At 70.2% G+C, this 26,195-nt stretch carries 25 protein-coding genes; 6 read left to right on the forward strand and 19 right to left on the reverse strand.

From position 1 onward, the window contains the following. The first annotated feature begins 37 nt into the window (after window positions 1-37). Window positions 38-1,027 (forward strand): asparaginase, encoded by a 990-nt coding sequence (locus tag HF576_RS07860; protein ID WP_168912264.1) that lies wholly within the window; start codon window positions 38-40, stop codon window positions 1,025-1,027. A gap of 56 nt (window positions 1,028-1,083) precedes the next feature. Further along, window positions 1,084-2,199 (forward strand): alanine dehydrogenase, encoded by a 1,116-nt coding sequence (gene ald / locus HF576_RS07865; protein ID WP_168912265.1) that lies wholly within the window; start codon window positions 1,084-1,086, stop codon window positions 2,197-2,199. A gap of 9 nt (window positions 2,200-2,208) precedes the next feature. Here ald and HF576_RS20725 read toward each other — a convergent pair whose 3' ends face one another. The 4 genes from HF576_RS20725 to HF576_RS07885 all read right to left on the reverse strand — a co-directional run bounded on the left by HF576_RS20725 (window position 2,209) and on the right by HF576_RS07885 (window position 8,111). Continuing rightward, the gene (locus tag HF576_RS20725) at window positions 2,209-5,100 is read right to left on the reverse strand and encodes an FtsK/SpoIIIE domain-containing protein (RefSeq protein WP_168912266.1); all 2,892 of its coding nucleotides are present in this window, start codon (window positions 5,098-5,100) and stop codon (window positions 2,209-2,211) included. A gap of 65 nt (window positions 5,101-5,165) precedes the next feature. Beyond that, window positions 5,166-6,005 (reverse strand): protein phosphatase 2C domain-containing protein, encoded by an 840-nt coding sequence (locus HF576_RS07875; RefSeq protein ID WP_168912267.1) that lies wholly within the window; start codon window positions 6,003-6,005, stop codon window positions 5,166-5,168. Window positions 6,006-6,112: 107 nt separating this feature from the next. Next, window positions 6,113-7,129 carry an aldo/keto reductase gene (locus HF576_RS07880; protein WP_168912268.1) on the reverse strand — a complete coding sequence of 339 codons (1,017 nt, stop codon included), beginning with the start codon at window positions 7,127-7,129 and terminating at the stop codon, window positions 6,113-6,115. Between the two features lie 178 nt (window positions 7,130-7,307). Continuing rightward, entirely contained in the window at window positions 7,308-8,111 is an 804-nt protein-coding gene (locus HF576_RS07885; protein ID WP_168912269.1) for a DUF5684 domain-containing protein, read from the reverse strand. A 181-nt stretch (window positions 8,112-8,292) separates the two neighbouring features. Here HF576_RS07885 and HF576_RS07890 point away from each other — a divergent pair, with 181 nt between their 5' ends. Further along, window positions 8,293-8,784 (forward strand): DUF4282 domain-containing protein, encoded by a 492-nt coding sequence (locus HF576_RS07890; protein WP_168912270.1) that lies wholly within the window; start codon window positions 8,293-8,295, stop codon window positions 8,782-8,784. Between the two features lie 4 nt (window positions 8,785-8,788). Here the strand turns inward: HF576_RS07890 and HF576_RS07895 are convergent, their stop codons facing one another. From HF576_RS07895 to prmC, 13 genes are all read right to left on the reverse strand, one after another. Further along, on the reverse strand, window positions 8,789-9,538 hold the full coding sequence (locus HF576_RS07895; RefSeq protein WP_168912271.1) for a YaaA family protein: 750 nt from the start codon (window positions 9,536-9,538) through the stop codon (window positions 8,789-8,791). Between the two features lie 116 nt (window positions 9,539-9,654). Next, window positions 9,655-9,915 (reverse strand): F0F1 ATP synthase subunit epsilon, encoded by a 261-nt coding sequence (locus HF576_RS07900; RefSeq protein ID WP_168912272.1) that lies wholly within the window; start codon window positions 9,913-9,915, stop codon window positions 9,655-9,657. Between the two features lies 1 nt (window position 9,916). Further along, window positions 9,917-11,365 (reverse strand): F0F1 ATP synthase subunit beta, encoded by a 1,449-nt coding sequence (gene atpD / locus HF576_RS07905; protein WP_168912273.1) that lies wholly within the window; start codon window positions 11,363-11,365, stop codon window positions 9,917-9,919. Between the two features lie 37 nt (window positions 11,366-11,402). Then, window positions 11,403-12,299, reverse strand: coding sequence for a F0F1 ATP synthase subunit gamma (locus HF576_RS07910; protein WP_168912274.1), 897 nt, complete (start codon window positions 12,297-12,299; stop codon window positions 11,403-11,405). Between the two features lie 20 nt (window positions 12,300-12,319). Then, window positions 12,320-13,957: a F0F1 ATP synthase subunit alpha gene (gene atpA, locus HF576_RS07915; RefSeq protein WP_168912275.1), complete on the reverse strand. Its 1,638-nt coding sequence runs from the start codon at window positions 13,955-13,957 to the stop codon at window positions 12,320-12,322. Window positions 13,958-14,020: 63 nt separating this feature from the next. Continuing rightward, window positions 14,021-14,812, reverse strand: a complete 792-nt coding sequence (locus tag HF576_RS07920; RefSeq protein WP_168912276.1) for a F0F1 ATP synthase subunit delta — start codon at window positions 14,810-14,812, stop codon at window positions 14,021-14,023. Further along, window positions 14,812-15,366 carry a F0F1 ATP synthase subunit B gene (locus HF576_RS07925; RefSeq protein WP_168912277.1) on the reverse strand — a complete coding sequence of 185 codons (555 nt, stop codon included), beginning with the start codon at window positions 15,364-15,366 and terminating at the stop codon, window positions 14,812-14,814. The genes HF576_RS07920 and HF576_RS07925 overlap by 1 nt, the downstream gene beginning before the upstream one ends. Before the next feature lie 28 nt (window positions 15,367-15,394). Then, a complete protein-coding gene (gene atpE, locus HF576_RS07930) occupies window positions 15,395-15,631 on the reverse strand; it encodes an ATP synthase F0 subunit C (RefSeq protein ID WP_159845304.1) in 237 nt (78 codons plus the stop codon). A 44-nt stretch (window positions 15,632-15,675) separates the two neighbouring features. Continuing rightward, window positions 15,676-16,518, reverse strand: coding sequence for a F0F1 ATP synthase subunit A (atpB, locus tag HF576_RS07935; RefSeq protein WP_485020506.1), 843 nt, complete (start codon window positions 16,516-16,518; stop codon window positions 15,676-15,678). Window positions 16,519-16,596: 78 nt separating this feature from the next. Beyond that, window positions 16,597-17,124: a Cg1360 family ATP-synthase-associated protein gene (locus tag HF576_RS07940; RefSeq protein ID WP_168912278.1), complete on the reverse strand. Its 528-nt coding sequence runs from the start codon at window positions 17,122-17,124 to the stop codon at window positions 16,597-16,599. Continuing rightward, window positions 17,121-18,311, reverse strand: a complete 1,191-nt coding sequence (locus HF576_RS07945) for an MraY family glycosyltransferase (RefSeq protein WP_168912279.1) — start codon at window positions 18,309-18,311, stop codon at window positions 17,121-17,123. Before HF576_RS07945 ends, HF576_RS07940 begins: the two co-directional genes overlap by 4 nt. Further along, entirely contained in the window at window positions 18,308-19,048 is a 741-nt protein-coding gene (locus HF576_RS07950) for an L-threonylcarbamoyladenylate synthase (protein ID WP_168912280.1), read from the reverse strand. The genes HF576_RS07945 and HF576_RS07950 overlap by 4 nt, the downstream gene beginning before the upstream one ends. Before the next feature lie 89 nt (window positions 19,049-19,137). Next, window positions 19,138-20,007 carry a peptide chain release factor N(5)-glutamine methyltransferase gene (gene prmC / locus HF576_RS07955; protein WP_168912281.1) on the reverse strand — a complete coding sequence of 290 codons (870 nt, stop codon included), beginning with the start codon at window positions 20,005-20,007 and terminating at the stop codon, window positions 19,138-19,140. 184 nt (window positions 20,008-20,191) lie between these two features. On the opposite strand from prmC, the gene cysK (HF576_RS07960) reads away from it, so the two are divergent. The 3 genes from cysK (HF576_RS07960) to epsC all read left to right on the forward strand — a co-directional run bounded on the left by cysK (HF576_RS07960) (window position 20,192) and on the right by epsC (window position 22,742). Next, on the forward strand, window positions 20,192-21,130 hold the full coding sequence (cysK, locus tag HF576_RS07960) for a cysteine synthase A (RefSeq protein WP_168912282.1): 939 nt from the start codon (window positions 20,192-20,194) through the stop codon (window positions 21,128-21,130). Between the two features lie 80 nt (window positions 21,131-21,210). Next, the gene (cysK, locus tag HF576_RS07965; RefSeq protein WP_168912746.1) at window positions 21,211-22,164 is read left to right on the forward strand and encodes a cysteine synthase A; all 954 of its coding nucleotides are present in this window, start codon (window positions 21,211-21,213) and stop codon (window positions 22,162-22,164) included. Window positions 22,165-22,172: 8 nt separating this feature from the next. Further along, window positions 22,173-22,742: a serine O-acetyltransferase EpsC gene (epsC, locus tag HF576_RS07970; RefSeq protein ID WP_343234236.1), complete on the forward strand. Its 570-nt coding sequence runs from the start codon at window positions 22,173-22,175 to the stop codon at window positions 22,740-22,742. Between the two features lie 24 nt (window positions 22,743-22,766). Here the strand turns inward: epsC and HF576_RS07975 are convergent, their stop codons facing one another. Continuing rightward, the gene (locus tag HF576_RS07975; RefSeq protein WP_168912284.1) at window positions 22,767-25,559 is read right to left on the reverse strand and encodes a helix-turn-helix transcriptional regulator; all 2,793 of its coding nucleotides are present in this window, start codon (window positions 25,557-25,559) and stop codon (window positions 22,767-22,769) included. A gap of 78 nt (window positions 25,560-25,637) precedes the next feature. After that, window positions 25,638-26,192: an AAA family ATPase gene (locus HF576_RS07980; RefSeq protein WP_168912285.1), complete on the reverse strand. Its 555-nt coding sequence runs from the start codon at window positions 26,190-26,192 to the stop codon at window positions 25,638-25,640. Between the last annotated feature and the right edge of the window lie 3 nt (window positions 26,193-26,195).

The raw sequence follows: 26,195 nt of genomic DNA on the forward strand, positions 1-26,195 counted from the left end.
TGCGGGATGCCCTGGCCCCCGGCGGTAGGCTTGCCGGGTGCCGCACACCTTCGCCGCAGCCGATGCCGTCGAACTCGCCGTCGTCGAACGCAGCGGGTTCATCGAGTCGCGCCACGCCGGGATCGCGATCGTGCTGGCCCCCGACGGAACGATCGCCGAGAAGCGTGGCGACCCGTCCGCGCTGATCCTTCCCCGTTCGAGCCTCAAGCCCCTGCAGGCGCTCGCGTGCATCTCGGCGGGCGCCCAGCTCGACGGCGAGCGGCTCGCGCTGTCGACGGCCAGCCACTCCGGCACCGACCGCCACGTCGCGGTCGTGCGCGAGATCCTGGCGGCGGCGCGTGTCGGCGAGGACGCGCTCGGATGCCCGCCTGCGTGGCCGGGCGACACCGCCACGCGGGACGAACTGGTTCGGGAGCTGCGACAGCCCGAGCGCGTGCGCATGAACTGCTCCGGCAAGCACGCCACGATGCTGCTGACGTGCGTCGTCAACGGCTGGGACATCGACGGCTATCTCGACCCGGAGCATCCGCTCCAGGCGCACATCCGCGACGTCGTGGAGCGCCTGATCGGCGAGAAGGCCTCGGCCACCGCCATCGACGGCTGCGGTGCGCCGGTCTACGCGGTCACCCTCTTCGGCCTCGCGCGGGCGATCCACCGCATCGGCAACTCGTCGCCCACCTCGCCGTTCGCCCTGCATCGCAGCGCCGGTGCTCTCGTCGACGCGGTGCGGGCGAACCCGTGGGCGATCGACGGTCCCGGCCGCCCCGACACCATCGCGATCGAGCGCCTCGGCGTCTTCGCGAAGGGCGGCGCCGAGGGCGTCATGGTGATGGTCGCCCCCGACGGCACGACGGTCGCACTCAAGATGCTGGACGGCAGCGGACGGGCTGCGACCGCGGTGGCTCTCAAGCTGCTGGAGCGTCATGGTGCGCTCGCCCCCGCCGATGTCGCCGACACGATGTCGAAGCTTCCGCTGGCCGTCACCGGCGGCGGGAAGGATGTCGGGGCCATCCGCCCCGCCTTCTGAAGGCGCTCCCACGAGGAGCCGAGACGCTCCAACGGCGGAGCGGAAAGGATCACACGATGAGGATCAGTGTCCCCACCGAGGTGAAGAACAACGAGTACCGGGTCGCTCTCACCCCCGCGGGCGTGCACGACCTGGTGGCAGCGGGCCATGAGGTCATCGTGCAACGGGGTGCCGGCGAGGGGTCCGCGATGCCGGATTCCGAGTACGAGGCGGCCGGAGCCGTCCTCTTCGACGATGCCGCCGAGGTGTGGGCCCGGGCCGAGCTCCTGCTCAAGGTCAAAGAGCCGATCGCCAGCGAGTACGGCTACTTCCGTGACGACCTCGTGCTGTTCACCTACCTGCACCTGGCCGCGGACCGTCCGCTGACGGACCGGCTCATCGCCGACGGGGTCACCGCGATCGCGTACGAGACCGTGCAGGTCGCCGGCGGAGGGCTGCCGCTGCTCGCGCCGATGAGCGAGGTCGCGGGCCGTCTCGCACCGATGGTGGGCGCCTCGACGCTGATGCGCTCGGCGGGCGGGCTGGGTCTGCTGATGTCGGGCGTGCCCGGCACGCGCCCCGCGACGGTCACGGTCATCGGCGGCGGTGTCGCCGGCGCGAACTCGGCGTACATCGCCGCGGGCATGGGCGCCGATGTCACGATCTTCGACACCAACATCCAGCGACTCCGCTTCCTCGATGACCACTTCCAGGGTCGTGTGAAGACGGCGGCGTCGAACCCGCTCGACCTGGACCGCGCGGTGGTCTCGTCCGACCTCGTGATCGGGTCGGTGCTCATCCCCGGCGCGAAGGCGCCCAAGCTCGTGACCAACGAGATGGTCAGTCGCATGCGGCCCGGATCCGTGCTGGTCGACATCGCGGTCGATCAGGGCGGATGCTTCGAGGACACGCACCCGACCACGCACGCCGAGCCGACCTTCCCGGTGCACGGCAGCATCTTCTACTGCGTCGCGAACATGCCCGGGGCGGTGCCGAACACGTCGACGTCGGCACTCACCAATGCCACCCTCCCCTACGTCCGCCAGATCGCGCGGCGCGGGTGGAAGACGGCTCTCGAGGCGGATCCGGCCCTCGCCGCGGGCTTGAACATCGTCGGTGGACGCGTGGTCAACGCCGGCGTCGCGACGGCGCACGAGCTGACCCTCGCGCCGCTCGCCGACGCACTGGCCTGACGCACGACATCACGCCGCAGCCGCCGGCAGGACGATGCGCTTCGGCGACGCACCCGCCGATACGAGCCAGGCGCGCCCGGCGCCCGGCTCGCAGTAGGGCGGGAGCTCACGCACACCTATGAGCACCCGCAGCTCCGCGGCGCAGGACGTGTCGACCACCAGGTCGTGGTCGCCGCGCAGGTCGGCGAGCAGACGCCAGTGACGCTGCCACTCGTCAGGCTCGCCGACCAGTACGGTCCGTCCCTCGGCGACGGCGGGGTCGGCCGCGTACCGGTCCACCTCGACCAGCCGGGCGCCCTGCTGCTCCCAGGCGGCCAACGCCTCGCGCGCGGCGGGAGAGCGGCGGGCGACGAACCCGGCGAGCGGACCGGACGGATGCCACGGCACCGGGCGTGCCGGGGCGAGGAGCGGTCGCTGGGCTGCGAGCGCCACTTGCACCGTCAGTCCCGCCCATCGTCCGCGGCCGGCGGGGGCGTCGGGATCGAAGAGCCCGGGGTCTCCGCCGGCCGCGGCGTAATCGGTGCGGTTCGCATAAGGCAGCAGCAGCCGCCGGGGCACGAGGTCCGCGATCCGCGACACTGCGCCGGTGAGGCGGTGGGCGCCCACCACGACGAGGACGCCCGCATCGCCCGCGCGTCGCACGATCGTCTCGAGGCGTTCCACGACGAGCTGGGCATACTCCGAGGGCAGCCGCGTGGCGAGGGCGTCCAGGTCGTCGACGAGTATCACCACGCCCGGTTCCGGCAGCCGTTCGGCGAGCGCCGCGACCGCGTCCCACAGGCCCTCGGCGTCGTGCGGAAGGCGCACCACCCCGCGGGACGCTTGCGCGGCCAACAGGTCCAGCGCGTTGCTGACGCCCGACTCCGCTCCCCCGAGCACGAGCACACCGCGGTCCGCGGGGCTCACCGACACGGCCCGCTGACGCTGCAGCGCGGGCTCGTCGGCCAGCGCCAGCAGGAACCGCCCGTCGCGGTCCTCCGTCATGCCGCCGTGATGCTCACGCGCTGGTTCGACGCGGCCCCGCAGTTCGGTGAGAGACAGGAGGTCCGGCAGCGCCGGGAGCCACGGCCGTCGAGGTGCCCGATCTCCCGCGCGCGCGATCGCCGCCGCGACGTCGTCGGGCCCCGAGAGGGCGATCGAGACCCGCTGCGGCGCCGAGTCGCCGGCACGACGGACGAGCGCGATGCCGCGGCCGTGCACACCGCCGGGCAGCCTGGCCGCCTCGTCGGTGCCGAGGAGGGCGCGGCTGTCAGCGGCATCCGTCACCCGAAGGCTCACGCGCAGCGGACAGTTCGCGAGGAGGTTCTCGCGGATCACGCCCGCCGCGCGCTGCGTGCCGATGACGAGGTGGATCCCCAGCGCCCGTCCGCGCGCTGCGACATCGGCGAAGAGGGCGCTCATCTCGGGGTGATCTCCGAGCAGGGCCGCGAACTCGTCCACCACGACCACCAGCCGCGGCAACTCCACCCGCGGATCGAGGATGTCACGGGCCCCGACGCTCGCAATCGTGGCCTCGCGGCGCCGCAGCTCGGCCCGCAGGCTCTCGATCGCACGTCGCGCGCCGGCGCCGTCGAGGTCGGTGATGACGCCCGTCACGTGGGGGACGCCCACGAGCGCGTCGAACGCGGTGCCGCCCTTGAAGTCGGCGAGCAGAAAGCTCACCTCATCGGTGCTGCGCGTCGCGCAGAGCGCGAGGATCCACGTGATGAGCAGCTCGCTCTTGCCCGAGCCGGTGACACCGATGACCACCGCATGCGGACCGTCGGCGACGAGGTCCACGATGGCCGGCTCACCGCCGGCGATTCCCACGACCGCCGGAAGCCGGTCCCGTCCACCCGCGGGCGTCGCGGCGAGCATCGACGACAGCGGCATGGGCGCCCGGCTCCCTCGCTCGAGCCCCAGGCTGCGCTCGGCGCGAGACGCGAGCATCGCCGCGATCTCGGCCGCCTGCCGCTCGCTGACGGCCTCGACCCGCAGCGGCACGGCTTCACCGTCGCGCTCCAGTACCGCGGCATCCGGCGAGCGCACGGTGATCACGGCGCCGCACCGCGGCGGGAGCGGGTCGCCCGGGGCGCACCGCGCGATCGTCACCTGCGCCTCCGCCGGAGCATGGTCCCCCGGACCCGGCAGGGCCACAGCCACTCCCTGCGGTGCGACGCGATGCGGCAGCGCGTCGGCCCAGCTCGACGAGTCGCGCGTGGGCCCCACGATGCGCAACTCACCCGGCGGCACGGCGAGGAACAGCTGGAGAGCAAGGGCGCGATGCACCGCGGCGGCTGCGGCGCCCGTGCCCACCACGACGACACCGTCTTCGGCACGGATCACGACCGGGCCGTCGCTCAGGCGGACCGACCGGCGACGCAGGCCGGCAGCATCCGGATCTCCCTCACCGCCGACCACACGCACGCCGCTCGCGATCTCGCCGGCGCCTGCCACCAGACCCAGGCCGTCCGCTCCTGCACGCCAGATCGCCTCGTCGCGCGTCACGAGGCGGGCCACGTCGGGATGCCGCGCCCACAGTCTTCGGCGCTCGAGCTCGTGGCGTCGAGCCACCGCCGCCGAGACGCGCTCTCGGGCCGCAGCAGCGTCCGATGCCGCACGGCGTCGATCGCGGCGTGCCGCTCTCTTGCCGTCCCCCACGGTGGCCACCGCGATGAGCGGACCGAGGAGAGCCAGCCACAACGACAGCACCGAGCCGGTCACCAGCCACAGTGCTACCGCGCCCACGAGAGGGACGATCGCGGCGACGACAGGAAGCGGCGGCCGCGGCGGCGGCGTCCAGGCCGCTGGGAGCGTCAGCGGCTCGTCGTCGAGCTCTGCCGGGCCGGAGGAGACGCCGGCATCGGAGCTCGGAGCGGGAGCCGTCGGAGTCGACGGCCGCGAGGCGAGAGAGGAACGCACACCTCAGTTCACCGCGAAGCCCGACCGCTGAGGACGTCGGTCACGGCATCTGTGCAGAACGGCGCTCAGTCCCCGGCTGGGGAGGAACCGGCGTCGTCGTCCGAGTCGCGCTCGGCGTCATCGGAGCGACCGGCGCCCTCGGGGTGTCTCACGTCGAGCACGATCACGGTGATGTTGTCGCGGCCGCCGTTCTCGAGCGCGGCGTCCAGCATCGCAGTCACGGCATCGGCGGGATCGGAGTTCTCGTCGAGGAAGTGACGGATGCCGTAGTCCGTGAGCTCTTTCGTCAACCCGTCCGAGCAGATCACAAAGCGGTCGCCGTCGGCCACATCCAGCCGGACGTAGTCGGGCGTGACGCCCTCGCTGGGCCCGACCGCACGCGTGATGACGTTGCCGTACGGGTGATTCTCGGCCTCTTCCGGACTGAGTCGGCCGGCTGCCACCAGCTCCTGCACGACAGAGTGATCCGTCGTGATCTGGATGATGGCACCGTCTCGTACGAGATACACGCGTGAGTCGCCGATGTTGAGCGTGACCCAGTGCGGGGCATCCCCGCTGGTGTCGAGGAACACGCCCGTGACAGTCGTGCCGGTACCGTCGTCGGTGGCCTCGGGGTGGGCGGCGATGTCTTTCACCGCGCGGGCGAGGGCCTTCTCGATGGTCTTGGGTGTCACGGTGCCGCTCTCGGCGAGAGCGCTCAGGCGCTCGATGGTGCGCGCACTGGCGATCTCGCCACCGACGTGGCCGCCCATCCCGTCGGCGACGACGAACAGCGGGAACGCCGCGAAGACGGCGTCCTGGTTGACCTCACGCCGCCGTCCGGTGTCGGTGGCCGCGGCCCATGTCAGCTCGAGCTCTCCGCCGGGGACCGGTACCGTCCGGGACTGGGTGGAGACGTCGACCACGCGTTGTCCTCCCCATCGGCCGGCTCCAGGGCCGGTCGGCCCCGCGTCCTCACATACTAGTGGGTTCACCGGCACCGGCTTCGGAGCCGGCGGCGGGCGACGCGCCGTCAGATTCGCGCGCCCGGGTCGTCCGGCAGCGGGAAGAGCGCATCGATCGCGGCGATCTCGGCAGCGGTCGGCGACCAGGCGGTCGCGGCGGCCGCATTGGCCCTGACCTGCTCGGCGCTCGTGGCTCCCGCGATGACACTCGAGAGGGCCGGGCGAGACAGCAGCCACCCGAAGGTCGCCTCGAGCATCGTCAGGCCCCGCTCGTCGCAGAACGCGCGGTACTCGTCCAGGGCGTCCCAGGGCGCCTCCTGCCACACATGCTGCCGCTGGCGCATGATCCGGGAATCGGCCGGCGCGTGGTCACGGGTGAACTTGCCGGTGAGCAGCCCGTTGTGCAGCGGGAAGTACGGCAGGAATCCGAGGCCGAACCGCTCGACGGCGGGCAGCACTTCCCGCTCGGCCGCGCGAGCCAGGAGGCTGTAGTGGTTCTGCGCAGACACGAAGGGGATGCCCTCGCGCCGAGCCGCCACGAGATGAGCTTCGGCGATCTGCCACCCCGAGAAGTTCGAGTGGCCGATGTAGCGGACCTTTCCTTCGCGCACCAGGTCGGCCAGCACGTCGAGGGTCTCCTCGATCGGCGTGTGCGGGTCGGGCGTGTGCAGCTGGTACAGGTCGATCCAGTCGGTCTGCAGGCGGCTCAGGGATGCCTCGACCGCGCGTCTCGCGTAGGTGCGGGATGCCTTCGCTCCGGCGACCGGGTATCCCATGTCGCGCCCTGAATGCCCGAACTTGGTCGCGAGTGTGATCCGGTCACGGCGGCCCTTGAGCGCCTCGCCCATCAGGGTCTCGGACAGCCCCGGATCCCTCCCGTACATGTCGGCGGTGTCGAGGAAGGTCACTCCCGCGTCGATCGCGGCATCCAGGACGTCCCGGGTGCCCTCGATCGTCTCGGTGCGGGTGCCGGGCCGGCCGAAGTTGTTGCAGCCGAGCCCTACCGCCGAGACGAGGAGCCCGGAGGAGCCCACCCGGCGGGAGGGGACGGCGTCGGCGTGGTCAGCGGAGGCAGCGGCGGTCACACGTTCCACGTTAGCCGCCGCGGCATCCGCCAGCAGACACAATCCCACCCCGTTCGAATCGCGCACTTTACAGTCCGAGGCGGCTGGTTGGTGCAAAGTGCGCGATTCGAACGGCGGATCGTGGCCGATACATGGCGTCGGCCCCTCACCGGATCCGGTGAGGGGCCGACTCGTGCTGCTACGGACGCGGCGCGTCGGGCGCGTCGGGCGCGTCCGGCGACGGCGGGGTCGTCGGCGGCTCCGGGCTGGCCGGTGCGTCGGTCGCCGGGGACGCAGCGGGCGGCTCCGTCGATGCCGGCGGACGGGTCACCGGAGGCTCCGCGGCCGCGGGCGGCGTGGAGGCGGGCGGCGTCGGTGCCGCCGGGGGTGCGGCATACCCCGACGGCGGCGCGGCCGGCGGCTGGTATCCGGCCGGGGGCTGGTACCCCGCGGGCGGCTGGTAGCCGGGAGCGGTGGCAGGGTTGGCCGGGTAGCCTCCGCTGGGAACCTGGCTCGGAACGCCCGACCACACGGTGTTGTCGGCCAGGAAGTTGCCCGCCCACGGCGCGGCGGGGATGGCCGTGTTCCAGCGCGAGCGGTCGAAGGCGTTGATGCCCAGCCACACGATCGCGAGGAAGAAGTACAGGATCAGCCAAACGGCTTCCTTCTGCAGCTTCAGGCCCACGCGCCACGCCGCCAGGAGCGAGTAGATGAAGGCCGCGAGGCCGATCAGCCAGCCGAGCACCGGCACCCAGCCGAGCACGGCCGTGCCGCCCCAGAGGACCAGCAGCCACCAGGGGTTCAGGTCACCCAGCTTGACGAAGATGAGGGTGTTGTAGACGGGAACCCACGCGCGCCACTTGCCCTGCACTCCCGCCTTCTCGAAGATCTTCATCAGGAACCAGGAGCCGATGACGTATCCGGCGATCGCGAACAGGAAGATGATCGGGGCGATGACGAGCCAGGCGATCAGACCGCCGACCCCGTCGTAGTCGTTATACATGGAGCGACCTCCAAGAGAGTCGATTCGAACGCATCACGGGCGTCCGCGGGACCCCTGCCCCGCGGCTCACATGCTATCGACGCTCACAGCTTCCTGTCAGCATTCGCTCCGTGTCGGGGGGATGGCCACCGCATCGGTCCGATGGATAGCCTGAGCACATCGGCCTGACGAAGGAGCCTCCATGTCCGACCAGAACCCGCCCGCCGCCTCTCCCCCGCCGCTGCCGGAGCAGTCCGCGGCGGAGGCCGCCCGCGCAACGGGCGCGCCGACGTCGCGTCCGGCCCACCACCCTGCCGCGGACCCCGACGACACCGGCGTGCCCACCGTGACCGGCGACGCCGGTGACGTGGGGCGAGGCTTCTTCGCCGCCCTGTTCGACCTGTCGTTCCGCACCTTCATCACGCGGCGGCTGGCCAGCGTCTTCTACTTCGTCGGGCTCATCGCGATCGCGATCGGCTTCATCGTCTACTTCGTGGGCGGCATCCTCAACGGCATCTCGCTGCTGTGGTTCAACGTCGGGGCAGGCGTCACCGCGATCATCGCGACGGTCGTGATCGTGCCGGTCCTGACCTTCCTGGCGATCATCCTGCTGAGGTTCGTGATCGAAGGAGTCGTGGCCCTCATCGCGATCGCCGAGAACACCGAGCGCACCGCGCAGCACACCAAGCGCTGACGCGTCAGGCGAAGAGCTCGAGCTCGTCGCGCGCTCCATCGCGGACACGCAGGCCCACAGCATCCGCCCATCGCAGGAATCCGCTCGCGGACCCGATGCGCGGGCGATCCTCGGCCAGACGGCGAACAAGGGCGCCCTTGGCGTGCTTGTTGAAATGGTTGAGCGCGCGCACCGCGCCATCGCCGCTCTCGCTGACGACGCGGACGTACCGCGCGCTGACGGAGGGCGGCACCGCACCCAGGGCGACGTAGGCCTCGGATCGCAGATCGAGGACGAACCGGGGAGCGAGGTCGTGGAGCGCCCTCGTCACGGCGTCGCCCCACACACGGCGCAGCGGAGGCAAGCCGGGGATGGATGCGGCGGCACCCAGCCGGTAGGACGGAATCGCGTCGAGCGCGCCCACCGGGCCGAAGGGCGCGGAGTGGATCATCACGTGCGTCGCGAGCCAGCGCCGGGCGGAGGCGTCGAGGGATGCCGCGTCCAGAGCGTCGTACAGGACGCCGGTGTAACGATCGATGGCCGCCATCGTGGGCGCCTCACGCAAGCCCGCGTTGACGGCGATCTCGCCCCGCTGCGTCGCCCCGAGCTTGAGCACGCGCGCGGCCTCGTCCTCGTCGGCCGACAGCGCGACGAGCGCATCGACCACCACCTCGCGCTGCGGCGCGAGCGAAGGCAGTGCCAGAGCCGCCGTCTGCAGCGGCTTCGTGCGTCCGCCGGATCGCTTGGTCTCGGACGGGGGAAGCAGAATCAGCATGTGGTGTGCCTTGCGGTCGTCGAGCGAGAAGCGCCCGCGACGAGACGAACGCCCCGAGCCCCCGCGGAGGCTCGAGGCGTTTCGTCTCGCTTCGCTCGGTCAGCGAGCGCGAGAAATCAGGAGATCAGCGCTGCGTTGCCCGCGACGATCGTGAGGTCGTCGCCCTCCATCGAGAGGAAGCCGTCCTGGGCGTTCGCGATGATCTTCGAGCCCGAGGTCTCGGTGATGCGCACCTGTCCCTCGGCGAGGATCGCCAGCACGGGCTCGTGGCCCGTCATGAAGCCGATCTCGCCCTCGACGGTCTTGGCGACGACGAGCGACGCCTCTCCCGACCAGACCTCCGCGTCAGCGGAGACGAGGCTCACCTTGAGCGGCATGTCAGCCGTTCTCCTTCTGGATCTGCGCCCAGCGCTCCTCGACGTCGGCGATGCCGCCGACGTTGAAGAAGGCCTGCTCGGCGACGTGGTCGAAGTCGCCCTTGACGATCGCGTCGAACGACTCGATCGTCTCCTTGATCGGAACCGTGGAGCCCTCGACACCGGTGAACTTCTTCGCCATGTAGGTGTTCTGCGACAGGAACTGCTGGATGCGGCGCGCGCGGGAGACGACGATCTTGTCTTCCTCCGACAGCTCGTCGACACCGAGGATCGCGATGATCTCCTGCAGCTCCTTGTTCTTCTGCAGGATCTGCTTCACGGCGGTGGCCACGCGGTAGTGGTCCTCGCCGATGTAGCGCGGGTCCAGGATGCGGCTCGTCGAGGTGAGCGGGTCGACGGCCGGGTACAGGCCCTTCGACGCGATCTCGCGCGACAGCTCGGTGGTGGCGTCGAGGTGGGCGAACGTGGTCGCGGGCGCCGGGTCGGTGTAGTCGTCGGCCGGCACGTAGATCGCCTGCAGCGAGGTGATCGAGTGACCGCGCGTCGAGGTGATGCGCTCCTGCAGGATGCCCATCTCGTCGGCGAGGTTCGGCTGGTATCCCACGGCGGAGGGCATGCGGCCCAGCAGCGTGGAGACCTCGGAACCGGCCTGCGTGAAGCGGAAGATGTTGTCGATGAAAAGCAGCACGTCCTGCTTCTGCACGTCGCGGAAGTACTCCGCCATCGTCAGCGCCGAGAGGGCGACGCGCAGACGCGTCCCCGGCGGCTCGTCCATCTGACCGAAGACGAGGGCGGTCTTGTCGAAGACGCCGGCCTCCTCCATCTCGTGGATGAGGTCGTTGCCCTCACGCGTGCGCTCACCGACACCGGCGAACACCGACACACCACCGTGGTCCTGCGCGACGCGCTGGATCATCTCCTGGATGAGGACGGTCTTGCCTACACCGGCGCCGCCGAAGAGGCCGATCTTGCCGCCGAGCACGTAGGGAGTGAGCAGGTCGATGACCTTGATTCCGGTCTCGAACATCTGAGTCTTGGACTCGAGCTGGTCGAAGCTGGGCGCCTGGCGGTGGATGCCCCAGCGCTCGGTGACCTCGATGGTCTCGCCCGGCTCGGCGTTGAGCACCTCGCCGGTGACGTTGAACACCCGGCCCTTGGTGACGTCGCCGACGGGGACCGTGATGGGCCCGCCGGTGTCGCGCACCTCCTGGCCGCGCACGACGCCGTCCGTCGGCTTGAGCGCGATCGCGCGGACGAGGTCGTCGCCGAGGTGCTGTGCGACCTCGAGGGTGATCTCGTTCGACTCGCCGTCGATGACGATGGTCGTCTTCAGCGCGTTGTAGATCTCGGGCAGCGAGTCGTGCGGGAACTCGATGTCGATGACGGGACCGGTCACGCGCGCGACGCGGCCGACGACCGCGGTCTCGGTCTTCTCTGCGGTGAGGCTCATGGCTTCTTCTCTTTCGTGTGGTCTGTTGACGCAGCGATTACTTGCCCGATGCGAGGGCGTCGGCGCCGCCGACGATCTCGGCGATCTGCTGCGTGATCTCGGCCTGGCGCGCGTTGTTGCGCAGGCGGGTGTAGTCGGTGATGAGCTTGTCGGCGTTGTCGCTGGCCGACTTCATCGCCTTCTGCGTCGCCGCGTGCTTCGCCGCCGACGACTGCAGGAGCGCGTTGAAGACGCGGCTCTGGATGTAGACCGGCAGAAGAGCGTCCAGCACCGTCTCGGCATCCGGCTCGAACTCGTACAGCGGGTACACCTGTGCCGTCGACGCCTCCTCGGCTTCGACGACCTCGAGCGGAAGCAGGCGCACCGTCTCGGGCGTCTGCGTCATCATGCTGACGAAGCGGTTGTAGACGAGGTTGATCTCGTCGACGCCGCCGTCGTCCCCGCCACGGTCGTACGCGTCGAGCAGGGTCGCCGCGATCTCTTCTGCCGTGTGGAAGTGCGGGGTGTCGGTGTCTCCGGTCCACTCCGCAGCAGCCGCCATGCGACGGAACTGGAAGTAGCCGACAGCACGGCGGCCGATGAGGTAGAACACCGGCTCCTTGCCCTGCTGACGGAGGAGCTCTGCGAGCTCGAGCCCCTCACGGAGGATCTGCGAGTTGAACGCTCCCGCCAGACCACGGTCGGACGCGAAGATCACGACCGCCGAGCGGCGGATGACCTCGCGCTCCTTCGTGAGCGGGTGCTCGACGTTCGAGTGCGTCGACACGGCGGAGACTGCCCGCGTCACGGCGCGCGCGAAGGGCGACGACGCGCGCACACGCGCCATCGCCTTCTGGATGCGCGAAGCCGCGATGAGCTCCATCGCCTTCGTGATCTTCTTGGTCGTCTGAGCAGTGCTGATCTTCTGCTTGTAGACCCGGAGTTGTGCGCCCATGATTCCTGTCCGAGGGCGCCTTAGCGGCGGCCCTTGACGATCTTCTCCTGGTTGACATCCTCTACTCCGGCTGCCGCGACCTCTTCGTGGCCGGGCTTGCCGATGGCCTGGCCCTTGCCGGCCTGGAACTCGAGGATGAACTCGTCGGTCTTCTTCGCCAGCTCCGCCGCCGTGTCGTCGTCCAGGACGTTGGTGTCGCGGAGCGTGTCGAGGATGGTGGTGTTGCGGCGCAGGTAGTCCAGCAGCTCGCGCTCGAATGCGAGCACGTCCTCGACCTCGATCGAGTCGAGCTTGCCGTTGGTGCCGGCCCAGATCGAGACGACCTGCTCCTCCACCGGGTACGGCGAGTACTGCGGCTGCTTGAGCAGCTCGGTCAGACGAGCACCACGGGCCAGCTGACGACGCGATGCCGGGTCGAGGTCGCTTGCGAACATCGCGAACGCCTCGAGCGAGCGGTACTGCGCCAGCTCGAGCTTGAGCGTGCCGGAGACCTTCTTGATCGACTTGACCTGGGCGTCACCGCCGACTCGCGACACCGAGATTCCGACGTCCACGGCGGGGCGCTGGTTGGCGTTGAAGAGGTCGGACTGCAGGAAGATCTGGCCGTCGGTGATCGAGATCACGTTGGTCGGGATGTACGCCGACACATCGTTCGCCTTCGTCTCGATGATCGGAAGGCCCGTCATCGAGCCGGCACCCAGCTCGTCCGAGAGCTTCGCGCAGCGCTCGAGCAGACGCGAGTGCAGGTAGAAGACGTCACCGGGGTACGCCTCACGCCCCGGCGGGCGGCGCAGCAGCAGCGACACCGCACGGTAGGCCTCGGCCTGCTTGGTCAGGTCGTCGAAGATGATGAGGACGTGCTTGCCGCCGTACATCCAGTGCTGGCCGATGGCCGAGCCGGTGTAGGGGGCGAGGTACTTGAAGCCGGCGGGGTCGGATGCCGGAGCCGCGACGATCGTCGTGTACTCCATCGCGCCGGCGTCCTCGAGCGCGCCCTTGACGGCGGCGATCGTGGAGCCCTTCTGGCCGATGGCGACGTAGATGCAGCGGACCTGCTTCTCGGTGTCGCCCGACTCCCAGTTGGCCTTCTGGTTGATGATCGTGTCGATCGCGATCGCGGTCTTGCCGGTCTGGCGGTCGCCGATGATCAGCTGGCGCTGGCCACGGCCGACCGGGATCATGGCGTCGATCGCCTTGATGCCCGTCTGCAGCGGCTCGTGGACGCTCTTTCGCTGCATGACGCCGGGCGCCTGCAGCTCGAGCGCGCGACGGCCCTCGCTCGCGATCTGGCCGAGGCCGTCGATCGGGTTGCCGAGGGGGTCGACCACGCGGCCGAGGTAGCCGTCGCCGACCGGGACCGAGAGGACCTCGCCGGTGCGGGTGACGGGCTGGCCGGCCTCGATGCCGGAGAACTCGCCCAGCACCACGACGCCGATCTCGTGCTCGTCGAGGTTCTGCGCGAGGCCCAGCGTGCCGTCCTCGAACGTCACGAGCTCGTTCGCCATGACGCCGGGCAGGCCCTCGACGTGGGCGATGCCGTCGGCGGCGTCGATGACGGTGCCGACCTCGGTCGCCGCTGCCCCAGTGGGCTCGTACGCGGCGACGAAGTCCTTCAGCGCGTCACGGATGACGTCGGGGCTGATAGAGAGATCTGCCATTGTTTTCCTTCGTTCATGGGGCCTCGGCCCCGAAATCTCCGCCCGTGGAGCGGGAAGTCTGTGCTAGCCGGCCAATCGCTGACGGACATCCGCCAGTCGGGAGGACACGCTCGCGTCGATGACGTCGTCGGCGATCTGCACGCGCAGTCCGCCGATGACCGTGGGATCGACGACGGTGTTGAGCGACACCGCGGCGCCGTAGCGCTGCGACAGCGCGGCAGCGAGCCGCGTGCTCTGGGCGTCGCTGATCGGCGAGGCCGAGTAGACCGTCGCGACCTTGCGGCCGCGCTGGTCGGCGACGATCCGCGTCGCGCGGGAGAGCAGCTGACGGATGCGGCGCTCGCGCGGCTGCTGGACGAGCGACGACGCGATCAGCGTGGTGGCGTCGTTCGCACGACCCGACAGAAGCGTCTCGACGAGCGCGCGCTTGGCGGCGGTATCCCCGACCCGGCTGCCGAGTGCCAGCTCGAGCTCGGGGTTGCCGGCGATCGTGCGCGAGAAGCGGAACAGCTCCTCGTCGAGCTCGGCTGCCGGCGTTGCGACGGCAGCGGCCCGGATCGCGAGCTCCTCGATCGCGTCGACGAGGTCGTCGGCCGATGACCAGCGCTGCTCGACGGCGGTCGTCAGCAACGACGCCGTCGTGGGCTTCACGGCCCGGCCGAAGACGTCGGCCACGACCTTGCGCCGCGCCGCCACCGGCGCGGCGGAGTCGGCGAGCGCGCCGCTCAGCTGCGACGAGTCGCCCACGGCGCGTGCCGCCGCGAAGAGCTCGCGGGCCACGTCGAGGTCGACGCCCGACGCGGCGCCGAGCGCCGTCGTCGTCGCCGCGAGGGCCTGAGTGGTCGCGCTGCCCATTACGCCTTGGCTCCCTCGGAGGCCTCGAGCTCGGCGAGGAACCGGTCGACGACGGCCTGGGCCTTCTTGTCGTCCGACAGGGTCTCGCCGATCACGCCACCGGCGAGGTCGAGGGCGAGCGTTCCCACCTCACTGCGCAGCGACACGAGCGCGGTCTGGCGCTCGGCCTCGATCTGCGAGTGCGCGGTCGCGGTCAGGCGTGCGGCCTCAGCGGTCGCCGTCTCCTTGGCCTCGGCGACGATCTTCTTGCCGTCCTCGCGGGCGGCATCACGGATCTCACCGGCCTCCTTGCGGGCCTCGGCCAGCTGGGAGGTGTACTCCTCGAGCGCGGCCTCTGCCTTGCGCTGGGCCTCATCGGCCTTGGCGATGTTGCCTTCGATCGCGGCGGAGCGCTCGTCGAGCAGCTTCTTCATCCGGGGAAGGGCGACCCTCCAGAAGATGAAGAGGATGACGACGAAGCAGACCGCCGACCAGATGATGTCGTACCAGGCGGGGAAGAGCGGGTTCGGCTCCGCGCTTTCCTCCGCCGCGTACGCGACAAGAGCGTTCAGCATCCTGTCTCCTTAGGTCGGGAACGAGCGATCAGAAGCCGAAGATGAAGCCGGTCGCGATGCCGATGAAGGCAAGCGCCTCGGTGAAGGCGATACCGATCCACATGAGCACCTGCAGGCGGCCGGCGAGTTCGGGCTGGCGTGCCACGCCCTCGATCGTCTTGCCGACGACGATACCCACGCCGATGGCCGGGCCGATGGCGGCAAGACCATAGCCGACCGTCGCGATCGAGCCGGAGACCTCGGCGAGAACCGTAGTTGCGTCCACGGGGTGTTTCCTTTCGGTTGTGGGCGGCCTTCGAGCCGACCCGCTTAGTGCTCTTCCGCGACCGCGAGCTGGATGTAGACCGCGGTGAGGAGAGCGAAGACGTACGCCTGGAGGACTGCCACCAGGATCTCGAACAGGGTGAAGACGAATCCGAACGCGAGCGAGCCCGCAGCCAGCGCCGACCACCAGCCGCCCATGTCGAAGAGGAAGAACTGCGTCGCCGCGAAAAAGAGGACGAGCAGCAGGTGCCCGACCATCATGTTCATCAGGAGTCGGAGCGTGAGTGTGACCGGCCGGATGATGAACGTCGAGATGAGCTCGATCGGCGTGACGATGATGTAGATCGGCCACGGCACACCCGCGGGGAACAGGGAGTTCTTGAAGAAGTTCTTGGGGCTCTTCTTGATGCCGGCGTAGATGAACGTGACATAGCTCACGATGGCAAGCGTCAGCGGGACGGCGATGATCGCGGTGCCGGCGATGTTCAGGAACGGGATGATGCCCGTGATGTTCATGAACAGCACCATGAAGAAGATGGTGGTGAGGATGGGCAGGAAGCGCTGGGCGTCCTTCTTGCCGAGCAGGTCCTCGCCGATGTTCACCCGGACGAAGTCCAGGCCCATCTCGACCAGGCTCTGGAAACGGCCCGGAACGACCTTCATGCGGCGCGTGCCGAGCCAGAAGATCAGGACGATCGCCGCCGTGGCGAGGAACTGGATCAGGTGGATCCGCGTGACGGGAACCCCTGCCAGCGTGAAGAGGACTTCAGGGAAGAACTCGTCGATCGACGGCCCGTGGAACTCCGGGGGCGCGTCGGCGGCAAAGGGGGCGATCAGGGTCGCAGCTTGAGTAGTCAGCGCTGGCTCCAGCTTCGGGGCATCGGTCAAGAACCGTTGCGACGATGGTCGGTGAGCGTCACTCCGCAAGAGCTCGCAGAGCGAGCGGGCGGGCGCTCAGTCAGCCTATCAAACTTGAGAGGTCCCTGAATCCGCCGCGGACCCGGGTCGACCCGTGCCGTGCCCGTCGTCAGTGCGGTCCCCGGCATCCGGATCCGTCGGAAGCTCCACGTCGCTCACGTGAGGCACGCGCATGCGCAGCAGCACGACCACGTCGACCACGAGCGACGCCAGGACGCTCACCACGACCGCGACGAAGAAGACGGTGGGCTCGATCCACGGCTGGTCGCGCAGCAGCAGCAGCGCGACGATGAAGACGACGAACTTGAGGATCCAGCCGCCCAGCACGATCCCGAAGAACAGCGGCACGTACAGCGCGTCGCCGTACCAGCGGTTGGCGATCAGGATGCTCGCGCTCGTGATCCCCATGAACACCGCGGCCACGAGCACGCCGATGAGGGCGCTCCACATGCCGGTGGTGCCTGCCACGAGGTAGCCGACGACCGCCCCGACGACGGCGAGGACCGCGGTGACGGTGCCCGACCACACCAGGACGGTGCGCAGGATCGGTGTGCTGGAGACGGGGCTGGGGGTCATCGGACGTTCTCCGTCGAGGGTTCGGGTGAAGGCGCGGCCACGGCGGCCTCTGCGGGCTGCGGCGGACGGCGTGAGGGCAGGAAGGTCACGACGAGGCATGCCGCGACGCCGACGACGCCGTATGCGACGCCGATCAGATAGTCGCCGGGCCACTCCAGCGTCGTGCCGATGTACATCAGCAGCACCGAGAGGCTGACCAGCGCCGTCCAGGCGTAGAAGATCAGCACGGCATCACGGTCGGAGTGGCCCATGTCGAGCATGCGGTGGTGGAGGTGCTTGCGGTCGGGAGAGAACGGCGACTTGCCTCGGCTCATCCGTCGCACGACGGCCAGGCCGAAGTCGAGCAGCGGCAGCAGCACGACCACGACCGGCAGCAGGATCGGGATGAAGGCACCGAGCAGCTGCGAGCGGCCGAACTCGTCGTTGTCGCCCATCATGGCCGGGTCGAAGTTGCCGGTGATCGAGATGGCCGAGCACGCCATGAGCAGCCCGAGCATCAGGGCCCCGGCGTCCCCCATGAACAGCCTCGCCGGGCTCCAGTTCAGCGGCAGGAAGCCGATGCACGCGCCGATGAGCACCGCGGCGATGAAGGATGCGAGGTTGAAGTAGTTGCTGGCGCCGGTGTCGCGGAACACCATGTAGGAGTACGCGAAGAACACCGCGTTCGCGATGAGGCACACCCCGGCGACGAGGCCGTCGAGGCCGTCGATGAAATTGACGGCGTTCATGACGACCACGATCGAGAGCACCGTGAGGGCGAAGCTCGCCCACGACGAGAAGATCGTCATGCCGCCCAGCGGCAGCGTGTAGATCTGCAGCTTGCCGAACCACGCGATCACGCCGGCGGCGAGGAACTGCGCGCCGAGCTTGATGGTCCAGTCCAGATCCCACAGGTCGTCGAAGACGCCCACGAGCACGATCAGCCCGGTGGCCCCCAGGAGCGCGTAGATCTCATGCGGCTGCGACCACACGATGGCGAAGAACGGATGCTGCGACGACACCGCGAACGCCGCCACCACGCCGAGGAACATGGCGATCCCGCCCAGGCGCGGGGTCGGGGTCTTGTGGACGTCGCGCTCGCGGATGCCCGGATACAGCTTGTACTTCAGGCTCAGCCGCCACACCGCCCACGACAGGACGAAGGTGACCGCGGCGGTCAGGAGGATCGTGAAGACGTACTGCTTCACGCGCCGTCGGGTTCCGGTTGCGGAGGCCGCTGCGCCTCAGGGGCGGCGAACTCGTCGCCGTACTCGGGCACGGGGTCGGGCTCGAGCAGGTCGCCGAGCACCTCGCGCAGCCGGGCGCGGTCGACGGCTCCTTCTCTCAGCACCCGGACGAGGGGTTCGGCCCCGCCCACCAGGCTCGTGGCGTCGATGATGGTGGACGCGATGCCGGTCTTGGAGGGACCGTCGCTGAGGTACACCGCGACACTGTCCTTCAGCATCCCCTCGGCGTCCTCGGCGGTGATGCCCGCGGCCATTCCCGTGAGGTTCGCGCTCGAGACGGCGAGGGGCCCGGTCTCTTCGAGCAGCTCGAGGGCGATGCGGTGCTCGGGCATCCGCACCGCCACCGTGCCGTTCGTGTCACCGAGGTCCCAGGACAGCGACGGCTGCGCGGGGAGGACGATCGTGAGCCCGCCCGGCCAGAACGCCTCGACGAGCCGCTCCACGGGCTCGGGCACGTCGGCCACGAGTGCCCGCAGGGTCGTGATGCCGGCAACGAGGACCGGAGGGGGCGACTGACGGCCTCGACCCTTCGCCGCCAGCAGTCGCGCGACCGCTTTCGCGTCGAAGGCATCAGCGGCCACACCGTAGACGGTGTCGGTCGGGATCACGACCAGTTCGCCGCGGCCGATGGCCTGGCGCGCCTGGCGCATGCCGGTGAGCAGCTGCGCCTCATCACGGCAGTCGAAGATGGGGGACATATCGCCGCCAGTTTAGTCCGGCGCAGGGCGCTCCCCCGCTTCGCCGCCGTCCGCGCGCGGCGGCGCGGCGGCCGGGCAGGCCGCGGGCATCACGGGCGCAGTGCGGTGGTGGCGCGATCGCGCATCGTCAGGTCGGGGTGCGTCGATGCCGCACGCCAGCCGTCGGCGGCGAGGATGGCGCGGATCTCTTCACCCTGCCACTCCCCGTGCTCGATCACGATCGTCCCGCCGGGATGAGCCAGGCGCAGGCCGACCTCGCTCAGCACCCGGACGACGTCCAGCCCGTCCGCGCCGCCGTACAGCGCCGCCGGCGGGTCGTAGAACCGCACCTCCGGGTCACGCGGGATCGCGGCATCCGGAACATACGGCGGATTGGAAGCGACGACCGAGACCGTGCCGTCCAGCTCAGGGAACGCACGGGCGAGGTCGATGAAGGCGAGTTGCGCGTTGCCGGCGCCCACACGCTCGAAGTTCTCTTTGGTCCACACGAACGCGTCGACCGAGTTCTCGGCCGCGAACACCCGCGCGTGGGGAACCTCGGTGGCCATCGCGAGGGCGATCGCGCCGCTTCCGGTGCCGAGGTCCACGGCAATGGGAGAGGGGGATGCCGCTGCCCGCAGCGCGTCGATGGCCAGCTGGGCGACGATCTCGGTCTCGGGCCGCGGCACGAAGACGCCCGGTCCGACGCGCAGCTCGAGGTGGCGGAAGGGTGCCAGGCCCGTGATGTGCTGCAGCGGTTCGCGCGTCGCGCGGCGCGCCACGAGCTCTTCGAGGCGCCGGACGTCGTCGGCGGTGAGCCCAGCACCGCGCAGCGCGGCCGCCTGCACTCCCCCGCGGCCCGTGCCGAGCACGAAGCCCGCGAGCAGCTCGACATCGACGGCGGGATCGGGGATGCCGGCTGCCGCAAGTCGTTCGGCGGCGCGCCGAAGCGCCTCAGAGACGGACGGTGCGGGGTTCATGACCGGTCCACTCTATTTCGACCCCACGCGGCTTTCGAATCGCGCACTTTTCACCAATTCCGGGCCGGGAGTTGCAAAGTGCGCGATTCGAAACCGGATTCGCACTTCGTCACACTTGGACTCACACGAAACGCCGGGTCCTAGGCTGGGTCCGATCTGCCGTGAACACTGCGAAAGGCCCGACATGCCCGGCATCTATTCCGACATCACTGCTGCTTTCGGCAACACTCCGCTGGTCCGCCTGAATCGGGTCACCGACGGCGCCGGCGCCGAGGTGTACGCCAAGCTCGAGTTCTACAACCCCGGATCCAGCGTCAAGGACCGTCTCGGCATCGCCATCGTCGACGCCGCCGAGGCGTCGGGCGCTCTCCAGCCCGGTGGCACCATCGTCGAGGCGACGAGCGGCAACACCGGCATCGCCCTCTCGCTCGTCGGCGCCGCGCGCGGCTACAACGTCATCCTGACGATGCCCTCGTCGATGTCGGTGGAGCGTCGCGTGCTGCTCAAGGCGTTCGGTGCGACGCTGCACCTGACCGACCCCGCCGGTGGCATGAAGGGCGCTGTCGCCGAGGCCGAGCGCATCGCCGGCGAGACGCCCGGCGCGATCCTCGCGAAGCAGTTCGAGAACGAGGCCAACCGCGAGATCCACCGCAAGACCACCGCCGAGGAGATCTGGCGCGACACCGACGGCGGCGTCGACATCTTCGTCGCCGGCGTCGGCACCGGTGGCACCATCACCGGCGTCGGCCAGGTGCTCAAGGAGCGCAAGCCCGATGTCCGCGTCGTCGCCGTCGAGCCGTCGGCCTCGCCGCTGCTGTCGACCGGCACCCCCGGTCCCGCCAAGATCCAGGGCATCGGACCGAACTTCGTGCCCCCGATCCTCGACACCGACGTCTTCGACGAGGTCGTCACCGTCGAGTTCGAGGACGCCATCTCGACATCGCGCGACCTCGCCGCCAAGGAGGGCATCCTCGTCGGGATCTCCAGCGGTGCCGCCGTGTGGGCCGCGCTGCAGCTGGCCGCGCGCCCCGAGAACGCCGGCAAGAAGATCGTCGTCGTCGCCCCCGACACCGGCGAGCGCTACCTGTCGACCGCGCTCTTCGAGGATCTGCGGGAGGATTGAGACGCAACGACGGCGCGACGGGCCCGCTCGGGCGTCGTCGCGCCGTCGTCGTCTCACCCGACCGATCCGAGGAGCGCTCCGTGCCCGGCATCCATTCCGACATCACCACCGCATTCGGTGAGACCCCGCTCGTGCGCCTGAACGCACTCACCGAGGGTCTCGGGGCGGAGGTGCTGGCCAAGCTCGAGTTCTACAACCCCGGCTCATCGGTCAAGGATCGTCTCGGATACGCCCTCGTGGCGGCCGCCGAAGAGGCGGGCGAGCTCGCGCCCGGCGGCACCATCGTCGAGTCGACCAGCGGCAACACCGGCATCGCTCTCGCGCTCATCGGCGCGGCACGCGGATACAAGGTGATCCTGACGATGCCGGCGTCGATGTCGAAGGAGCGCCGCACCCTGCTGAAGGCGTACGGAGCCGAGCTCGTGCTCACCGACCCGTACAAGGGCATGACGGAGGCCGTCGAGACGGCCCAGCGCATCGCCGCCGAGACGCCGGGCGCCGTGCTGGCGCGTCAGTTCGAGCACGAGGCGAATGCGAGGATCCACCGGCGCACCACCGCCGAGGAGATCTGGCGCGACACCGACGGCCGCGTCGATTGGTTCGTCGCGGGTTCGGGCACCGGCGGCACGGTGACCGGCGTGGGCCAGGTGCTGAAGCAGCGGAATCCGGATGCCAGGATCGTGCTCGTCGAGCCCAAGGACTCCCCCGTGCTGACCGAGGGCCGGGCGGGCGGTCATCGCATCCAGGGCATCGGCCCGAACTTCGTGCCCGACGTGCTCGACCGCTCCGTCGTCGACGAGATCTTCGACGTCGAGTTCGACGACGCGATCCGCGTCGCCCGCGAGCTCGCGACCCGTGAGGGCATCCTCGGCGGGATGTCGGCAGGCGCCGCCGTCTGGGCGGCGCTGCAGATCGCGGCGAGGCCCGAGGCCGCCGGGCAGCGGATCGTGGTGATCGTGCCCGACTCGGGCGAGCGCTACCTGTCGACGGCCCTGTACGAACACCTGCGCGAACCGGAGGCGGAGAAGAAGTGACCGAACGCATCGGATTCGTCGCGCGTGTGCGCGAAGACCTCTCGGCCGCCAAGCTGCGCGACCCCGCCGCCCGCAGCGGGCTCGAGATCGCTCTCCTCTACCCCGGCCTGCACGCCATCTGGGCGCACCGCGTGTGGCACGCACTGTGGACCCGGCGGGCCCGCTTCGTCGCCCGGGCCGGGTCGCAGATCACGCGCTGGCTCACCGGCATCGAGATCCACCCCGGCGCGACGATCGGCCGCCGGTTCTTCATCGACCACGGCATGGGCGTCGTGATCGGCGAGACCGCCGAGGTCGGCGACGACGTCATGCTCTACCACGGCGTGACGCTCGGCGGACGTCAGCGCGAAGGCGGCAAGCGGCACCCCACCCTCGAGGACGGCGTCGCCGTCGGTGCGGGCGCGAAGATCCTCGGCCCGATCACCATCGGCGCCGGCTCGGTCGTCGGCGCGAACGCCGTCGTCACCAAGGACGCCCCGGCCGACAGCGTGCTCGTCGGGGTCCCCGCGAAGCCGCGCGCCCGGCGCAGCGGCGAAGAGACACGCGCCCTGCTCACGACCCCCGACTACGTCATCTGACGCGACGCCAGGACGGATGCGGCCTCACGCGGCCGTGCTGCGGTGAACCGCCGCGGCCGCCGTGCGCGACGTCACGTCCAGCTTGCGCAGGATCGCCGAGACGTGCACCGACACGGTCTTGACGCTGATGTACAGCCGCTCGGCGATCTGGCTGTTGCTGAGTCCCTCGGCCACCAGTTCGAGCACCTGCTCCTCGCGCGCGGTCAGCACCGACTGCGGCGCTGCGCCCTCGAGCCCGGCATTCGACGACAGCTCCCGGGCACGGGCCGCGATGCCGTCCGCGCCGATGTCGTCGGCGAATGACGCCGCAGCGGCGAGCGCGTCCCGGGCCGCAGCCCGGTCGCCGGAGGCCAGCAGTGCCTCGGCGTGCCGCCCTCGGGCGTACGCGCGGATGTAGGCAGGGCCGAGCGCGTCGATCGCCTCGTGCCACGGTCCCTCGCCGAGCTCAGCGGCGAACACGGCGTTCCAGAGCCGAGTCACCGGCCAGTCGCGGAACGACTCGAGCACCGCGCGGAACGGCCGGGTGTCGGCATCCTCCCCGCTCTCCCGCAGTTCTGCGATCGCGCGCGCCGCGACGGCGGTCAGCGGCAGGACGAGCACCCCGCCGTTGGTGGCCGAGCACGCTGTCCTCGCCCACTCGAGCGCGGCGTGCGGGTCATGCCGCGCCAACGCCAGCTGCCCGAGATCGTAGGTCATGCCGAACCGCGTCTGGAACTCGTACGCACCGAACATGTCCAGCTCACGGCGCGCCGTTCCCAGCGCGGCCTCAGCATCCGCGATGTGCCCGCGCCAGATGGCGAGGCACACGAGTCGCTCGCGCAGGAAGGCCGAGTACAGCCCCGGCTCCATCATGGGCAGCATGCGGCTTCCGAGCTCCTCGGCCTGCCGCATCCGCCCCGAGTACATGAGCGCCTCGATCACGTTGGCCTCCAGCATCACGAGCGGACCCTGGTCGACCACGTGAGCCTTGCCGTAGTCGAGACCCTCTCGCGCCGTCTCGATCGCCTCGTCGTAGCGACCGACCAGCATCAGCGCGTTGGAGTAATTGATGTAGTACCGCATCAGCGGCCGCGTGAAGCCCGCCGCGCGCGAGCGTGTCTCCTCGAACAGCGTGAGCCCCGCGGCGTCGCCGCCCGTGACGAGACATGTGGCGGAGATGAGCATGGCCTGCACGACGATCTCGGCCGCGTCCCGATCACCGGCCGCGGCCGCCTGCTCCGCGGTCGTCCGTGCCCGCTCTGCGACCTCGATCCCGTCCTGCTGACGGCCGTTGAGCATGTGCACGCGTGCAGAGCTCAGCAGCAGTTCTGCGCGCTGCAGATCGTGGGTCGGGTCGTCACCGAGGATGGCAAGTGCCTGCTCGATGCTCGCCACGCCGTCTGATACGCCCACCTGGAGCTCGCTCGTCGCGAGGTCGGCCAGGATCGCCGCGCGACCGACCGTGTCTTCCTCGGGCCACAGCGCGACGGCCTCCTGCGCGAAGGCGAGAGCGCGCTCCTGGCGGTTGGCCGACACGAGGGCGCCCGAGGTGCGGCGCAGCAGGTCGACGCGCCGCATGCCGGTCACACCCTCGGGATCGGGCACGGCGTTCCACAGCTCGAGCGCGCGCTCCCCCGCTTCGGCCGCGGTCGACCACGCCGAGGCACGGCTCGCCGCCCGCTGTGCCGCCACCGCGGCCGCCAGCGCGCGATCAGGCACGTGCGCAGCGCGCCAGTGGTGTGCGATGTCAGCCAGCACGCGCGGCGTCGGAGACGAGGCCTCGAGCGCGACGGCATACGCGGTGTGGAGCCGCGTCCGCTCGGTGGGCAGCAACTCGGCGTACACCGCCTCCTGCATGAGCGCATGACGGAACGCGTACGCGTCGCCGCGGATCACGACGACCTGCGCATCCACGGCGGTGCGCACCGCCTCTTCGAGTGCGGCCTCGTCGCCGTCGAAGACCCCGCGCAGCACCGGATGCGTCACCTCGACCCCGCCGGTCGCGAGGATGCGCGCGAAGCGGCGAGCCTCGGCATCCAGCCCCTCGTACCGAAGCAGCAGCACCTCGCGCAGCGACGTGGGAAGCCGTTCGCCGCTGAAGCTGGCGAGCTCCTCGACATAGAACGGGATGCCGTCGCTGCGCGTCGCGATGTCGAGCAGCACGTCGGCGGCGAGCGGCCCGTCATGCACGGCGGTCGCGAGGATGGCGACATCGGCCGGGCTCAGTCGCGAGAGGGGCCGATGCGTCAGCAGTCGTGCGCGATCGAGTTCGGCGAGGATGGGCCGGAGCGGGTGGCCGCGCCCCACATCGTCGGTGCGATACGACAACAGCACGAACAACGGGAGCACGGCGGCGCGACGGACGAGCCGAGATGCGATCTCGCCCGTCGTGCCATCGGCCCAGTGGAGGTCCTCGATCACGACCGCGAGCCGATGCGAGCGAGCCAGTTCCGAGACCGTCTCGACCACCACGTCGGCGAGCCGCTCGGCGTCGCCGGGCGCCTCGCCGAGCGCAGGGACGAGCACGCCGAGCGCATTGGTTCCCGCGCCCGCCGCACGCCGGACGGTCTCGATGCCGAGCGCGTCGACCAGGCCGCGCAGCAGGTCGGTCACAGCGGTGAGGGGCGCGGGGCCGGACCCGGAGTCGACGCACGCTCCGCGCACCACGATCACGTCGTCGAGCCCATCGGTGAAGTCGCGCAGCAGCCGGGTCTTCCCCATGCCCGCGTCGCCGGAGACCACCACAGCACGACCCGTCTGCCCGACGGCCGCGATCTCGTCGCGCAGCGCCCCGACATCAGCTTGCCGGCCGACGAGGGGAACGCGTCCGATCTGCATGACGTCCATCATCCCACCGGGCTCAGGCCCGCGGTCCGGCGCGACGCGACGCCGGTCCGGTGCGCGAGCCGCTTGGCGTCACTCGCGGCAGAGACCCGCGAGCCATGCCGCCGCGTCGCGTGGACGTGCGATCCGCACGACAGGCCACTCCTGGCTGAGCGCCTGCATTCGCTCACGCACGATCGCGTGCTGCACCCATGCCCAGCGGAGGATGTTCTTGTGGGGGTCGCGAGCGAACCACGTCGAAGGACGCTCGCGATTGCCGTGCCAGAGCTCCTCGCGAAGAATCCCACGCCGCAGCGTGCGCCTCACGAGCCTGGCCATGACGATCGATCGCGGATGGTCCAGCCAGACGACCAGATCCGCTCCTCCGGGTGACCCGGGATCGAGCCTGCCGTCCAGGCGCGAGCTCCAGTTGCCGTCGATCACCCAGCCGTCGGGATTGGTCGCGACGAACTCGTCGATGACCCGATGCGCCTCGTCCAGCGCGCGAAACTCCCAACCGGGGCCCCAGAACACGGCGTCGAGCTCGAGGTGCGGCAGACCCGTGCGGCGCGCGATCTCCACGGCGAGAGTCGTCTTGCCCGAGCCCGAGATGCCGACGACGCGGATGCGACGGGGGTGCTGCGGCATCCG

Origin of the sequence: Microbacterium salsuginis, assembly GCF_012524205.1 — a bacterium.
Classification (GTDB): domain Bacteria; phylum Actinomycetota; class Actinomycetes; order Actinomycetales; family Microbacteriaceae; genus Microbacterium; species Microbacterium salsuginis.

Coding starts and splice junctions, on each gene's coding strand:
- HF576_RS07910 (WP_168912274.1), bottom strand. CDS start 12,299: ATGGGCGCACAACTCCGGGTCTACAAGCAGAAGATCAGCACTGCTCAG.
- HF576_RS07920 (WP_168912276.1), bottom strand. CDS start 14,812: ATGGGCAGCGCGACCACTCAGGCCCTCGCGGCGACGACGACGGCGCTC.
- prmC (WP_168912281.1), bottom strand. CDS start 20,007: ATGAACCCCGCACCGTCCGTCTCTGAGGCGCTTCGGCGCGCCGCCGAA.
- HF576_RS07885 (WP_168912269.1), bottom strand. CDS start 8,111: ATGTATAACGACTACGACGGGGTCGGCGGTCTGATCGCCTGGCTCGTC.
- atpA (WP_168912275.1), bottom strand. CDS start 13,957: ATGGCAGATCTCTCTATCAGCCCCGACGTCATCCGTGACGCGCTGAAG.
- HF576_RS07890 (WP_168912270.1), top strand. CDS start 8,293: ATGTCCGACCAGAACCCGCCCGCCGCCTCTCCCCCGCCGCTGCCGGAG.
- atpD (WP_168912273.1), bottom strand. CDS start 11,365: ATGAGCCTCACCGCAGAGAAGACCGAGACCGCGGTCGTCGGCCGCGTC.
- HF576_RS07975 (WP_168912284.1), bottom strand. CDS start 25,559: ATGCAGATCGGACGCGTTCCCCTCGTCGGCCGGCAAGCTGATGTCGGG.
- HF576_RS07940 (WP_168912278.1), bottom strand. CDS start 17,124: ATGACCCCCAGCCCCGTCTCCAGCACACCGATCCTGCGCACCGTCCTG.
- cysK (WP_168912282.1), top strand. CDS start 20,192: ATGCCCGGCATCTATTCCGACATCACTGCTGCTTTCGGCAACACTCCG.
- HF576_RS07950 (WP_168912280.1), bottom strand. CDS start 19,048: ATGTCCCCCATCTTCGACTGCCGTGATGAGGCGCAGCTGCTCACCGGC.
- HF576_RS07980 (WP_168912285.1), bottom strand. CDS start 26,192: ATGCCGCAGCACCCCCGTCGCATCCGCGTCGTCGGCATCTCGGGCTCG.
- ald (WP_168912265.1), top strand. CDS start 1,084: ATGAGGATCAGTGTCCCCACCGAGGTGAAGAACAACGAGTACCGGGTC.
- HF576_RS07900 (WP_168912272.1), bottom strand. CDS start 9,915: ATGCCGCTCAAGGTGAGCCTCGTCTCCGCTGACGCGGAGGTCTGGTCG.
- HF576_RS07895 (WP_168912271.1), bottom strand. CDS start 9,538: ATGCTGATTCTGCTTCCCCCGTCCGAGACCAAGCGATCCGGCGGACGC.
- HF576_RS07925 (WP_168912277.1), bottom strand. CDS start 15,366: ATGCTGAACGCTCTTGTCGCGTACGCGGCGGAGGAAAGCGCGGAGCCG.